The 12,544-nt window shown below is 66.1% G+C and carries 12 protein-coding genes; 4 read left to right on the top strand and 8 right to left on the bottom strand.

The window, feature by feature from the left end; genetic code table 11:
• Positions 1–7 precede the first annotated feature (7 nt).
• On the top strand, positions 8–1,147 hold the full coding sequence (locus tag KEC55_RS05155) for a PQQ-dependent sugar dehydrogenase (protein WP_282507014.1): 1,140 nt from the start codon (positions 8–10) through the stop codon (positions 1,145–1,147).
• A 109-nt stretch (positions 1,148–1,256) separates the two neighbouring features.
• Positions 1,257–1,724 (top strand): TM2 domain-containing protein, encoded by a 468-nt coding sequence (locus KEC55_RS05150; protein WP_282507012.1) that lies wholly within the window; start codon positions 1,257–1,259, stop codon positions 1,722–1,724.
• A 64-nt stretch (positions 1,725–1,788) separates the two neighbouring features.
• Here the strand turns inward: KEC55_RS05150 and KEC55_RS05145 are convergent, their stop codons facing one another.
• Both KEC55_RS05145 and KEC55_RS05140 read right to left on the bottom strand, forming a co-directional pair.
• A complete protein-coding gene (locus tag KEC55_RS05145) occupies positions 1,789–2,967 on the bottom strand; it encodes a PA0069 family radical SAM protein (protein ID WP_282507010.1) in 1,179 nt (392 codons plus the stop codon).
• A gap of 90 nt (positions 2,968–3,057) precedes the next feature.
• Positions 3,058–3,546: an Lrp/AsnC ligand binding domain-containing protein gene (locus KEC55_RS05140; RefSeq protein WP_282507008.1), complete on the bottom strand. Its 489-nt coding sequence runs from the start codon at positions 3,544–3,546 to the stop codon at positions 3,058–3,060.
• A gap of 145 nt (positions 3,547–3,691) precedes the next feature.
• Here KEC55_RS05140 and KEC55_RS05135 point away from each other — a divergent pair, with 145 nt between their 5' ends.
• Positions 3,692–4,978, top strand: a complete 1,287-nt coding sequence (locus tag KEC55_RS05135; protein ID WP_175843141.1) for a D-amino acid dehydrogenase — start codon at positions 3,692–3,694, stop codon at positions 4,976–4,978.
• Positions 4,979–5,072: 94 nt separating this feature from the next.
• On the opposite strand, the gene KEC55_RS05130 is transcribed toward KEC55_RS05135, so the two are convergent.
• From KEC55_RS05130 to KEC55_RS05105, 6 genes are all read right to left on the bottom strand, one after another.
• Positions 5,073–6,863 (bottom strand): acyl-CoA dehydrogenase, encoded by a 1,791-nt coding sequence (locus KEC55_RS05130; RefSeq protein ID WP_282507006.1) that lies wholly within the window; start codon positions 6,861–6,863, stop codon positions 5,073–5,075.
• 99 nt (positions 6,864–6,962) lie between these two features.
• Positions 6,963–7,898 carry an electron transfer flavoprotein subunit alpha/FixB family protein gene (locus KEC55_RS05125; RefSeq protein ID WP_282507005.1) on the bottom strand — a complete coding sequence of 312 codons (936 nt, stop codon included), beginning with the start codon at positions 7,896–7,898 and terminating at the stop codon, positions 6,963–6,965.
• A 16-nt stretch (positions 7,899–7,914) separates the two neighbouring features.
• Entirely contained in the window at positions 7,915–8,664 is a 750-nt protein-coding gene (locus KEC55_RS05120; protein WP_047900131.1) for an electron transfer flavoprotein subunit beta/FixA family protein, read from the bottom strand.
• 227 nt (positions 8,665–8,891) lie between these two features.
• Complete coding sequence (locus tag KEC55_RS05115; protein WP_282507004.1) at positions 8,892–9,686, bottom strand: MetQ/NlpA family ABC transporter substrate-binding protein; 795 nt, start codon at positions 9,684–9,686, stop codon at positions 8,892–8,894.
• A gap of 29 nt (positions 9,687–9,715) precedes the next feature.
• Positions 9,716–10,369 (bottom strand): methionine ABC transporter permease, encoded by a 654-nt coding sequence (locus tag KEC55_RS05110; RefSeq protein WP_006486982.1) that lies wholly within the window; start codon positions 10,367–10,369, stop codon positions 9,716–9,718.
• Positions 10,359–11,393 (bottom strand): methionine ABC transporter ATP-binding protein, encoded by a 1,035-nt coding sequence (locus KEC55_RS05105; RefSeq protein ID WP_282507003.1) that lies wholly within the window; start codon positions 11,391–11,393, stop codon positions 10,359–10,361. Before KEC55_RS05105 ends, KEC55_RS05110 begins: the two co-directional genes overlap by 11 nt.
• A 216-nt stretch (positions 11,394–11,609) precedes the next feature.
• Between KEC55_RS05105 and KEC55_RS05100 the strand changes: the two genes are divergently transcribed.
• The gene (locus KEC55_RS05100; RefSeq protein ID WP_282507002.1) at positions 11,610–12,530 is read left to right on the top strand and encodes an alpha/beta hydrolase; all 921 of its coding nucleotides are present in this window, start codon (positions 11,610–11,612) and stop codon (positions 12,528–12,530) included.
• The last annotated feature ends 14 nt before the right edge of the window (positions 12,531–12,544 follow it).

The raw sequence follows: 12,544 nt of genomic DNA, 5'->3' as shown, positions 1-12,544 counted from the left end.
CACCGTCATGCCGCCCCTTCGCGCCGCCTCGACGCGCCGCGCGCAGCACCGTTTCACGGCGCTGCTTGCCGGCCTTGCCTGCCTCGCGTCCGCACCGGTGTTTGCCGCGCCGCTGCCGGTGAGCGAACTCGTCGTCCCGCCCGGTTTTCACGTGGAAATCCTGAGCGACGCGGTACCGACCGCGCGTGAAATGGCCTGGTCGCCGCGCGGCATCCTGTATGTCGGCACTCGGGAAGGCCGCGTGCATGCGTTCGTGATGCACGAGGGCCGGATCGGCGCGCGCTACGTGATCGCGTCCGGGCTCGACATGCCCGTCGGCGTCGCCTACCGCGATGGCGCCCTCTATATGTCCGCCGTATCGCGCATTCTGCGCGTCGATCATGTCGACGACCGGCTCGCCAACCCGCCCGCCCCCGTCGTCGTGACCGACGCGCTGCCGACCGAACACCATCACGGCTGGAAATTCATCGCGTTCGGCCCCGACGGCAAGCTGTACGTGCCGACCGGCGCGCCGTGCAACGTCTGTCTCGCCGATCGCAGCCGCTACGCGATCATCGCGCGGATGAAGCCGGACGGCAGCGGAAACGAGGTAGTCGCACGCGGCGTGCGCAATACGGTCGGCTTCGCATGGCACCCCGATTCGGGCGAGCTGTGGTTTACCGACAACGGGCGCGACATGATGGGCGACGACGTGCCCGACGACAAGTTGAACCGCGCCCCGCGCGCCGGGCTCGACTTCGGCTTTCCTTATTGTCATGGCGGCGATACGCCCGACCCCGAATTCGGCAGCGCCGACGTGTGCCGCCGCTACGTACCGCCCGTATTGAAGCTCGGCGCGCACGTTGCCGCGCTCGGCATGCGCTTCTATACCGGGCCGATGTTTCCTGCGTCGTATCGCAATAACGTGTTTATTGCCGAACACGGCTCGTGGAACCGCAGCACGAAAGTCGGCTACCGCGTGATGCGCGTGGTCGTGTCGGCGGACGGCAGCCAGGCGCGCCAGACGCCATTCGTCACGGGCTGGCTGCGGCCCGACGGCACGGTATGGGGCCGCCCGGCCGACGTATTGCCGCTACCGGACGGCTCGCTGCTCATCAGCGACGATTACGCCGGCGCCATCTACCGCGTGACCTATGCGGCACCTTGACGCAGGCAAGGGGTGACCGGGCCTGACCGGGCATCGTAGAATGCGTGCCGGGCCGCGCGCCCGCGCCGGCCCGCCGGCCGCCCATGCCAACGACAATACGCCGCCATCCATGTCCAGCAGCACCGCACCGTCCCGCCGCTTTCGTTCCAAGACGCTCACCGCCGCCCTCGCGTTCCTGTTCGGATCACTCGGCGTGCACCGCTTCTATCTGTATGGCTTTCGCGACGTGTACGGCTGGGCACACCTCCTTGCGACGATCGTCGGCATCCCGGGCTTCCTTCTGCTCGCGGCGACCCAACGCAGTGCCGGCCTCGGCTGGTGGCTCGCGCTACCCGGCGCGATCTCGCTGCTGGCGGCATTCCTCGCCGCACTCGTCTACGGGCTGCGCCCCGACGAGAAATGGGATGCGCAATTCAACGCGGACACCGGCAAGCACAGCAAGTCGGGCTGGACCGTGATCTTCGTCGTGATCTTCTCGCTGCTGATCGGCGCGTTCCTGCTGATGACCGCACTCGCGCTGTCGTTCCAGACGTATTTCGAATCGCAGGTCGAAGCCGCGAAGCAGATTTCGCAATAAGCGCAACGAACACGGCACCGGCGCCTTGCGCCCGGTGCCGACACGCGACAGTCTCGTTCGCGCGTCAGAACAGGTTCAACTGCATGTCATCGCGCGGCTTCGCGCCGACCGAACGCACGGCAACGCGCGGCGCCGGCGCAACCGTGGCCGGCGCACCGCTGAACTGCGACAGATCGAGAATGCCATTGGTGCGCTCGTTCAGCCCGAGCCGCTTGACGGCCTGGCGAAAGCGCTGCCGCAACAGGTCGGCCCAGATCCCCTCGCCCTTCATCCGTTTCGAGAAATCCGAGTCGTAGTCCTTGCCGCCGCGCATGTCGCGCACGCGGTTCATCACGCGCTCCGCACGATCGGGAAAATGCGCGGCGAGCCAGCTCTTGAACAACGGCGAGACCTCCCACGGCAGCCGCAGGATGATGTAGCTCGCATGCGTCGCACCGGCTTCCACGCACGCCTCGAGCACGCGCTCCATGTCGGGCTCGGTCACGAACGGAATCACCGGCGCAATGCTCACGCCGACCGGCACGCCTGCATCGCGCAGCGCGCGGATCGTGCGCAGCCGCCGCGCCGGCGTGGCCGCGCGCGGCTCGAGCGAGCGAGCGAGATCGGCATCGAGTGTCGTGATCGTGACCGCCGCCATCACCTGCCCGCGCTCGGCCATCGGTGCGAGCAGGTCGAGATCGCGCTCGATCAGCGACGACTTCGTGATCGCCGCGAACGGCAGCCCGCGATCGTGCATCACCTGGATCACGCTGCGCGTGATGCGCAGGTCGCGCTCGACCGGCTGGTACGCGTCGGTGTTGACGCCGAGCGCGATCGGCTCCGGCACGTAGCGCTTGCGCGAAATCTCGCGCTCGAGCAGTTCGGCCGCGTTGACCTTCGCATAGATTCGGCTTTCGAAATCGAGCCCCGGCGACAGGCCGAGATAGCTGTGCGTCGGCCGCGCGAAGCAGTAGATGCAACCGTGCTCGCAGCCCCGATACGGATTGAGCGATACGCTGAACGGGATATCGGGCGACTGGTTGTGCGTCAGGATGCTCTTCGCGCGCTCCTCGAACACCTGCGTGCGCAGCGGTGCGGGGAAGTCGGCATCATCCGACTCGTGCGTCCAGCCGTCGTCGACCGCTTCGCGCTGCGCGATTTCATACCGCCCCTGCAGATTGTCGACCGCCCCGCGCCCCTTGCGGGGCACGGGCGGCGCTACCGGAAATTCGTTGTCGGATCGATCGTCCATATGCCCACCCATTCGCCTGCGCCCAATACTGTACATTTATACAGTATTGGGCGCAGCGTGCCAAGGGCGGGATAAGAGGCCCGACAACGGGCCGCCGGCACATCACTCGCCGACGGCGATCGTCAGCGTTTCCTTGATTTCTTCCATCACGACGTAGCTCTTCGACTGCACGGCGCCCGGCAACTGCAGCAGGATGTCGCCGAGCAGCTTGCGGTAGTCGGCCATCTCGCCGATCCGCGCCTTGATCAGGTAGTCGAAATCACCGGACACGAGATGGCATTCGAGCACCTCGTCGATCTTCATCACTTCCCGGCGGAATTGCTCGAACATGTTGCCGCCCTTGTGGCCGAGCGTGATCTCGACGAACACCAGCAGCGAGGCGCCCAGCTGGTGGGGATCGACGCGCGCGTGATAGCCGGTGATCACGCCATCGCGCTCCATGCGCCGCACACGCTCGATGCACGGCGTGACGGTCAATCCGACCTGTTCCGCGAGGTCCTTCATCGCCATCCGGCCGTCGTCCTGGAGCAGTTTCAGGATGCGCCGGTCGAGCTTGTCGAGCGAGCGTACGGGCTGACGTTGCGTTCTCATTTGTTTATGCTGAAAACCTGAAAAATACGATAACAAAACCTGCACATTCGACAATACCATAGCGCAAAAAACTAGATCAGCTAGAGGTTACACGGAGCCGCACATGCGCCCGGCCTCGATCTGGTCCCTTCCATCTGGAGCAGCTATGCGAGTCGTCATTCTGGGCAGTGGTGTAGTGGGCGTGGCAAGCGCGTATTACCTCGCGCGCGCAGGCCATGAAGTCACCGTGATCGACCGGGAAGCCGGCCCGGCGCTCGAGACGAGCTTCGCGAACGCAGGCCAGATCTCGCCCGGCTATGCCGCACCGTGGGCCGCGCCCGGCGTGCCGCTGAAGGCCGTCAAGTGGATGTTCGAAAAGCATGCGCCGCTCGCGATCCGCCTCGACGGCACGCGCTTCCAGCTCCAGTGGATGTACCAGATGCTGCGCAATTGCACGGCCGAGCGCTATGCAGTCAACAAGGGCCGCATGGTCCGCCTCGCCGAATACAGCCGAGACTGCCTGCAGGCGCTGCGCGCAGATACCGGCATCGAATACGAAGGCCGCACGGGTGGCACGCTGCAACTGTTCCGTACGCAGCAGCAGCTCGACGGCGCAGCGAAGGACATCGCCGTGCTGCAGGAAGCGAACGTGCCGTTCGAACTGCTGTCGCCGGCCGAGCTGAAGCATGCCGAACCGGCGCTCGCGGCCGTCTCGCACAAGCTGACAGGCGGCCTGCGCCTGCCGGGCGACGAAACGGGCGACTGCCAGCTGTTCACGACGCGCCTTGCCGCACTCGCCGAATCGCTCGGCGTCAAGTTCCGCTACAACACGCCGATCGACGCGCTCGCGATCGCGGGCGGCAAGATCGCCGGCGTGCAGTGCGGCAGCGAGACGGTGCGTGCCGACGCGTACGTCGTCGCGCTCGGCTCGTATTCGACGAACTTCATCTCGAACCTGATGAAGATCCCCGTTTATCCGCTGAAGGGCTATTCGATCACCGCGCCGATCGTCAACGAAGCGGCCGCGCCCGTGTCGACCGTGCTCGACGAAACCTACAAGATCGCGATCACGCGTTTCGACCAGCGCATCCGCGTCGGTGGCATGGCGGAAATCGTCGGCTTCGACAAGAAGCTGCGCGCCGCGCGCCGCGAAACGCTCGAAATGTGCGTGAACGACCTGTTCCCGGGCGGCGGCGACACGTCGAAGGCCACGTTCTGGACGGGCCTGCGCCCGATGACGCCGGACGGCACGCCGATCGTCGGCCGCACGCCGGTGTCGAACCTGTTCCTGAACACCGGCCACGGCACGCTCGGCTGGACGATGTCGTGCGGCTCGGGCCAACTGCTCGCCGACCTGATCTCGGGCAAGATGCCCGCGATCCAGGCCGACGACCTGTCGGTGCATCGCTACCTGAAGGATGTGGCCGGCCAGACGCGCCCGGCCTACGCGTAAGCTGCGACGGCCTGCAACGCGGGCCGGTCGGTGGTAAAGAGAAAGGCGCCCCTCGGGGCGCCTTTTTTTCATTGCGCGATAGTGTTGCGCGCGGTCAGAACTGGTCTTCCGTCAACGCGAGCACGCTCTCGTTGCCCTTCGCGCCGACGATCGACGCTTCGAGCGCACCGGCCTGCACGAGAATGTGCTCCGCATAGCACTGCGCGATCGCGATCTTCGCATCGAAGAACGCCGGGTCGCTCGCGCGGTTCGCCTGCGCCGCCACCAGCGCGCGCGCCATCTGCCAACCGCACAGCACCACGCCCGCCAGCTTCAGGTACGGCACGCTGCCCGCGAACACCGCGTTCGGGTCCCGCTTCACGTTCGCCACCACGTAATCCACCACCGACGACAGCGCCTGCGCGCCCTTCTCCAGCTGCACCTTCATCGACGCGGCCGCCGCGCCGTCCAGCTTGCCCAGCGCCGCCACCGTGTCGCCGACTTCCGCGAGCAGCGCCTTCGCCACCGCGCCGCCGTCGCGCATCGTCTTGCGCCCCACCAGGTCGTTCGCCTGGATCGCCGTCGTGCCTTCGTAGATCGCCAGGATCCGCGCATCGCGGTAATACTGCGCCGCGCCCGTCTCCTCGATGAAGCCCATCCCGCCGTGCACCTGCACGCCCAGGCTCGCCACATCGTTCACCATCTCCGTGCTCCAGCCCTTCACCACCGGCACCAGATACTCGTAGATTGCCTGATGACGGCTGCGCGTCGCCTCGTCCGAATGGCGGTGGGCAATGTCGCTGTGCGCCGCTGCCACGTATGCCAGCGCCCGCGCGCCTTCGGTCAGCGCGCGCATCGTGCCGAGCATCCGGCGCACGTCCGGGTGATGGATGATCGTCACCGACTGCTTCGCCGACCCGTCCACCGGGCGGCTCTGCACGCGTTCCTTCGCGAATTCCGCCGCCTTCTGGTATGCACGGTCGGCCACGCCGATCCCCTGCATCCCGACGCCGAAGCGCGCCGCGTTCATCATGATGAACATGTATTCGAGGCCGCGGTTCTCCTCGCCGATCAGGTAACCGATCGCGCCGCCGTGGTCGCCGTACTGCAGCACCGCCGTCGGGCTCGCCTTGATCCCGAGCTTGTGCTCGATCGACACGCAGTGCACGTCGTTGCGTTCGCCCAGCGAGCCGTCTTCGTTGACCATGAACTTCGGCACGATGAACAGCGAGATGCCCTTCACGCCTTCCGGCGCGTTCGGCGTGCGTGCCAGCACCAGGTGGACGATGTTGTCCGCCATGTCGTGCTCGCCCCACGTGATGAAGATCTTCGTGCCGAACACCTTGTACGTGCCGTCGCCCTGCGGCTCGGCGCGCGAGCGCACCAGCGCGAGGTCGGAGCCCGCCTGCGGCTCGGTCAGGTTCATCGTGCCCGTCCATTCGCCCGAGATCAGCTTCGGCACGTAGCGCTGCTTCTGCTCGTCGGTGCCGGCCGTCAGCAGCGCCTCGATCGCGCCGTCGGTCAACAAGGGACACAGCGCGAACGACAGGTTCGATGCGTTCAGCATCTCGATGCACGGCGTCGCGATCAGCTTCGGCAGCCCCTGGCCGTCGTATTCGGCCGGATGCTGCAGCCCCTGCCAGCCGCCTTCGACGAACTGGCGGAACGCTTCCGCGAAGCCCGGCGTCGCGGTCACGACGCCGTCCTTCCAGCTGCTCGGGTTGCGGTCGCCTTCGACGTTCAGCGGCGCCAGCACCTCGCCACAGAACTTCGCGGACTCGTCGAGCACGGCCTGCGCCGTGTCGTAACCGGCATCCTCGAAGCCCGGCAACTGCGCGACGGCGTCGATGCCCGCGAGTTCCTTCAGCACGAACAGCATGTCCTTGACCGGTGCGATATAACCCATGGTGCGTCTCCCTCTTCTGTCGTCTGTCGATGGCGTAAAAAAAGGGGCGCTCGTCGCGCCCCTTTTCCCGTGTGCTTAACGCTGAAGCGTCACGCCGCGTCAGCCGAGCTCGCTCACGAGCTCCGGCACGAGCGCGAACAGATCGCCGACGAGGCCGTAGTCGGCCACGCTGAAGATCGGCGCTTCCGGATCCTTGTTGATCGCGACGATCACCTTCGAATCCTTCATGCCGGCCAAGTGCTGGATCGCACCCGAGATGCCCACCGCGATGTACAGCTGCGGCGCGACGATCTTGCCGGTCTGGCCGACCTGGTAATCGTTCGGCACGTAGCCGGCGTCGACTGCCGCGCGCGATGCGCCGAGTGCGGCCGACAGCTTGTCCGCCAGCGGCTCCAGCACCTTCGTGTAGTTCTCGCCGCTGCCCAGGCCGCGGCCGCCCGACACGATGATCTTCGCGCTCGTCAGTTCCGGACGGTCCAGCTTCGTCACTTCACGGCTCACGAACTGCGACTTGCCTGCATCGGCCGCCGCTTCGATCTTCTCGACCGATGCGCTGCCGCCTTCGGCCGCCACCGGATCGAAACCCGTCGCACGCACCGTGATGACCTTGATCGGGTCGCTCGACTGCACCGTCGCGATCGCGTTGCCGGCGTAGATCGGGCGCTCGAACGTGTCGGCCGAATCAACCGCCGTGATGTCCGAGATCTGCGCGACGTCCAGCTTCGCGGCGATACGCGGCGCGATGTTCTTGCCATACGCAGTTGCCGGCGCGAGGATGTGCGAATAGTCCTTCGCGATGTTCAGCGCGGTCGCTTCGACGTTTTCCGCCAGGCCCGCTTCGAGCTGCGGCGCGTCGGCCAGCAGCACCTTCGATACACCTGCGATCTTCGCTGCCGCATCCGCAGCCGCTTGCGCGTTGTGGCCCGCGACCAGCACGTGAATATCGCCACCGATCTTCGCCGCCGCCGCCACCGTGTTCAACGTCGCGGCCTTGACCGACGCGTTGTCGTGTTCTGCAATCACCAGAATCGTCATTTCTTTGCGCTCCCTCTTACAGCACCTTGGCTTCGGTCTTCAGCTTCTCGACCAGCGTCTTCACGTCCGGCACCTTCACGCCGGCTGCACGCTTCGGCGGCTCGACAACCTTCAGCGTCTTCAGACGCGGCGCGACGTCCACGCCCAGGTCTTCCGGCTTCACGGTTTCCAGCGGCTTCTTCTTCGCCTTCATGATGTTCGGCAGCGTCACGTAACGCGGCTCGTTCAGGCGCAGGTCCGTGGTGATCACCGCCGGCAGCGTCAGCGACAGCGTTTCCGCGCCGCCGTCGACTTCACGTGCGACCGTCGCCTTGCCGTCGGCCACCGTCACCTTCGACGCAAACGTCGCTTGCGGGAGACCCGCCAGCGCGGCCAGCATCTGGCCCGTCTGGTTCGAATCGTCGTCGATCGCCTGCTTGCCGAGAATCACCAGTTGCGGCTGTTCCTTGTCGACCAGCGCCTTCAGGATCTTCGCGACGGCCAGCGGCTCGACGCTGTCAGTCGACTCGACGAGGATCGCGCGATCCGCGCCGATCGCCAGCGCCGTACGCAGCGTTTCCTGCGCCTGCGTGACGCCCACCGACACGGCGATCACTTCGGTCGCGACGCCCGCTTCCTTCAGGCGCACGGCTTCTTCAACGGCGATTTCGTCGAACGGGTTCATCGACATCTTCACGTTCGCGATGTCGACACCCGTGTTGTCCGACTTCACGCGGACCTTCACGTTGTAATCGACCACTCTTTTCACTGGCACCAGGATTTTCATGCACACGCTCCAAAGTTACGAATACGACCAGAGGCCATTCTATAGCGAGGCCTCATGACTGCGCGGCCAAGCGGACCCATCCATCGTGGCTGTCGAGGATACCGCTTCTTGGCGACGCGCCAATGATAGCGAACGGTCGTTCTATTTTAAAAGAGAAAAAACCCGGACGCAAAGCCCGGGTTTTCGATCACCAACTCTAATCCCGCCGGGCGCCCGTCCTCCGCCCGTTACCAGGCGGCGATGACCGCACCGCCGAACTTGCCTTCGATGAACTGCTTCACGTCGGCCGAATGATAGGCCGCGATCAGCTTCGCGACCCAGGGCTTGTTGCGGTCCGCCTCGCGAATCGCGAGGATGTTCGCGTACGGACCGTTCGGACCCTCGATCGCGATCGCGTCCTGTTTCGGTTTCAACCCCGCTTCCATCGCGTAGTTGGTGTTGATCGCGGCCGCATCGACATCGCCGAGCGAGCGCGGAATCTGCGCCGCATCGAGTTCGACGATCTTCAGCTTGCGCGGATTGTCGACGATATCGAGCGGCGTTGCCTTCAGCCCCGCATCCGCGCGCAGCTTCAGCAGGCCCTGCTTCTGCAGCAACAGCAGCGCGCGGCCGCCGTTGGTCGGATCGTTCGGCACCGCGACGCGCGCGCCCGGCTTCAGTTCGGCCAGCGACTTCACGCGCTTCGAATAGATGCCCATCGGGAACGTCACGGTATCCGCGACCTTGATCAGCTTGTAGCCGCGATCCTTCACCTGCGCCTGCAGATAAGGATCGTGCTGGTAGCTGTTCGCGTCGAGGTCGCCCGACGCGAGGGCCGCGTTCGGCTGCACGTAATCGGAGAATTCGACGATGCGGATCTCGAGGCCGCTCTTCGCCGCGACCTTCTTCACCGCTTCCATGATCTGCGCGTGCGGTCCGCCCGTCACGCCCACCTTGATGGTTTCGGCCTGCGCGTGCGCGCCCGCGAACAGCGCGGCCGCACCCAGTACCGCCGCGAACTTCAGCATGAAGCGTCGTTGCATCGTGTCTCCCCTAACGGATCGGTTTCGTATTATTTGTGGCTCAGCCGGCGCACGAGCCAGTCGCCGAACGACTGCACGATCTGCACGAACACGATCAGGATCGCGACGACCGTCCACATCACTTCCGGCAGATAACGCTGGTAACCGTAGCGAATCCCGAGATCGCCGAGCCCGCCACCGCCGATTGCACCGGCCATCGCCGAATAACCAACCAGCGACACGAACGTGATCGTCAGGCCCGCGACGACGCCCGGCAGCGATTCGGGCAGCAGCACCTTGAAGACGATCTGCGACGTGGTCGCGCCCATCGATTGCGCAGCCTCGATCAGCCCACGGTCGACTTCGCGCAGCGCCGTCTCGACGAGACGCGCGATGAACGGCGCGGCTGCGAGCGTCAGCGGCACGACCGCCGCAGCCGTGCCGATCGACGAACCCGTGACGAGACGCGTGAACGGAATCACCGCGACCAGCAAGATGATGAACGGCGTCGAGCGGACGGCGTTCACGATGCCGCCGAGCACGCGATTCACCGCGAGGTTCTGCAGCACGCCCTGACGGTCGGTCAGGTAGAGCAGCACGCCGAGCGGCAGGCCGACGAGCGCGCCGACCGCTCCGGAGATGCCGACCATGATCAGCGTCTCCCAGAACGACTGCACGAACATATCGAACATCTCACTCAACATACGAAAGCTCCTCTACCACCACACCTTGCTCGCGCAGGAACGCGAGCGCCTGCCCGACCTTGCCCGGCTCGCCGCCCGCGAGCACCGCGAGCGAACCGAATGCCTGCCCCTGGATCTCGTCGATCTGGCCGTGCAGGATGTTGAAATCGAGTTCGTACCGGCGGATCGTCTCCGACAGGATCGGCTGGTCGACACCCGAGCCCGTGAACGCGAGCCGCAGCAGATGCCCGCTGCCCGTCTTCAGGCGTTCGGCCACGCGCGCCTTCAGCGCGGGCGGCAGCTCCTGTGCGATCACGTCGCCGATCAGCGCGCGCGTCACTTCGTGATGCGGTTGCAGGAACACGTCGATCACGCGGCCTTCCTCGACCACGCGCCCGGCATCGAGCACCGCGACGCGATCGCAGACCTGCTTGATCACTTCCATCTGGTGCGTGATCAGCACGATCGTCAGGCCGAGTTCGCGATTGATGCGCTTCAGCAGATCGAGGATCGAACGCGTGGTTTCGGGATCGAGCGCGGACGTCGCTTCGTCCGACAGCAGCACCTTCGGCTGGCTCGCGAGCGCGCGCGCAATGCCGACGCGCTGCTTCTGCCCGCCGCTGATCTGCGACGGGTAGCGATCCTTCTGTGCGGACAGCCCGACGAGGTCGAGCAGCGGCAACACGGCAGCTTCGATCTCGGCACGGCTTGCGCCGGCCAGCTCCAGCGGCAACGCGACGTTGTCGAACACCGTGCGCGACGACAGCAGGTTGAAGTGCTGGAAGATCATGCCGATCTCGCGGCGCGCCTCGCGCAGCGCGCCAGCCGGCAGCAGCGTGAGATCGCGCCCGCCGACGACGACATTGCCTTCGGTCGGCCGCGTGAGCAGGTTGATGGTGCGCACGAGCGTGCTCTTGCCGGCGCCGCTTCGGCCGATGATGCCGAACACCTCGCCCTGCGGGATCGTCAGGTTGACGTTGTGCAGCGCCTCGACCCAGCCGCCCGGCCCGGGGAAACGCTGCGAAAGATTGCGTAATTCGATCATGTAAACAAAACGGCGGCCGGCCGGCGAGTTGGCCCGCCAGTCGGCCGCCGATGCATCTGGAATAACCGTCGATTTTACCGCAAACCCCTCATTCCCCTTAATAATCGATTTCGATCTTTTCATAACTACACGAAATTAGAGGGGCGCCGCTGGCCCGCCGTGCAAAGGCCGCGTCTATGATCCGGAACACCGACCAATAACCAGGGGACACGCCAGATGACCGCCACCACCACGCCGGCCGCCGCGCCCGCCACCGCCGGCGTCGCGCCTTCGTCGGCGCCCGCACCGAAAATGGGCCGGCTGCGTACCGCGGACGGGCTCGAACTGGCGTCGTACCGCTGGCCCGCGTTCAACGACACGACGCCGCCGCGTGCGACGATCGCGCTCGTGCACGGCCTCGCCGAACACGCGGGCCGCTATGCCGCACTCGCCGGCCGGCTGAACGCGGCCGGCATCGACGTGCTCGCGATCGACCTGCGCGGGCACGGCCAGTCGCCCGGCAAGCGCGCGTGGGTCGAGCGTTTCGACGGATACCTGAACGATGCGGATGCACTGGTGGCCGAAGCCTCGCGCGGCAATTCGCCGCTGTTCCTGATGGGGCACAGCATGGGCGGCGCAGTCGCGGCGCTCTACGCGATCGAGCGTGCGCCGGCCCGCGGCCACGCGCTGACGGGCCTCGTGCTGTCGAGCCCGGCGCTCGCACCGGGGCGCGACGTGCCACGCTGGATGCTCGCGGTGAGCCGCATCATCAGCCGCGTATGGCCGACGTTTCCCGCGATCAAGATCGATGCGGCACTGCTGTCGCGCGATCCGGCCATCGTCGCAGCCAATCGCGCCGATCCGCTCGTGCACCACGGCGCGGTGCCCGCGCGCACCGGCGCGGAGATTCTCGACGCGATGGCGCGTATCGAAAGCGGCCGCGGCGCGCTGCGGGTGCCGGTGCTCGTCTATCACGGCACCGAAGACAAGCTGACCGAACCTGACGGCAGCCGCGCGTTCGGCGCGCGCGTCGGCTCGCCCGATCGTACGCTGACGCTTTACGAAGGCGGTTTCCACGAAACGATGAACGATCTCGACCGCGACCGCGTGATCGACGCGCTGATCGCGTGGATTCACACGCGCGCGCCGGCACGCTGAGCGCGCCCGGCGCG

The organism is Burkholderia cepacia (genome assembly GCF_029962485.1).
GTDB lineage: Bacteria > Pseudomonadota > Gammaproteobacteria > Burkholderiales > Burkholderiaceae > Burkholderia.
This window is presented reverse-complemented; position numbering and strand designations above follow the sequence as displayed.

What these genes read in the sequence shown, in the direction of transcription:
- KEC55_RS05155 (WP_282507014.1), top strand. Translation starts at nt 8, where the DNA reads ATGCCGCCCCTTCGCGCCGCCTCGACGCGCCGCGCGCAGCACCGTTTC.
- KEC55_RS05150 (WP_282507012.1), top strand. Translation starts at nt 1,257, where the DNA reads ATGTCCAGCAGCACCGCACCGTCCCGCCGCTTTCGTTCCAAGACGCTC.
- KEC55_RS05145 (WP_282507010.1), bottom strand. Translation starts at nt 2,967, where the DNA reads ATGGGTGGGCATATGGACGATCGATCCGACAACGAATTTCCGGTAGCG.
- KEC55_RS05140 (WP_282507008.1), bottom strand. Translation starts at nt 3,546, where the DNA reads ATGAGAACGCAACGTCAGCCCGTACGCTCGCTCGACAAGCTCGACCGG.
- KEC55_RS05135 (WP_175843141.1), top strand. Translation starts at nt 3,692, where the DNA reads ATGCGAGTCGTCATTCTGGGCAGTGGTGTAGTGGGCGTGGCAAGCGCG.
- KEC55_RS05130 (WP_282507006.1), bottom strand. Translation starts at nt 6,863, where the DNA reads ATGGGTTATATCGCACCGGTCAAGGACATGCTGTTCGTGCTGAAGGAA.
- KEC55_RS05125 (WP_282507005.1), bottom strand. Translation starts at nt 7,898, where the DNA reads ATGACGATTCTGGTGATTGCAGAACACGACAACGCGTCGGTCAAGGCC.
- KEC55_RS05120 (WP_047900131.1), bottom strand. Translation starts at nt 8,664, where the DNA reads ATGAAAATCCTGGTGCCAGTGAAAAGAGTGGTCGATTACAACGTGAAG.
- KEC55_RS05115 (WP_282507004.1), bottom strand. Translation starts at nt 9,686, where the DNA reads ATGCAACGACGCTTCATGCTGAAGTTCGCGGCGGTACTGGGTGCGGCC.
- KEC55_RS05110 (WP_006486982.1), bottom strand. Translation starts at nt 10,369, where the DNA reads ATGTTGAGTGAGATGTTCGATATGTTCGTGCAGTCGTTCTGGGAGACG.
- KEC55_RS05105 (WP_282507003.1), bottom strand. Translation starts at nt 11,393, where the DNA reads ATGATCGAATTACGCAATCTTTCGCAGCGTTTCCCCGGGCCGGGCGGC.
- KEC55_RS05100 (WP_282507002.1), top strand. Translation starts at nt 11,610, where the DNA reads ATGACCGCCACCACCACGCCGGCCGCCGCGCCCGCCACCGCCGGCGTC.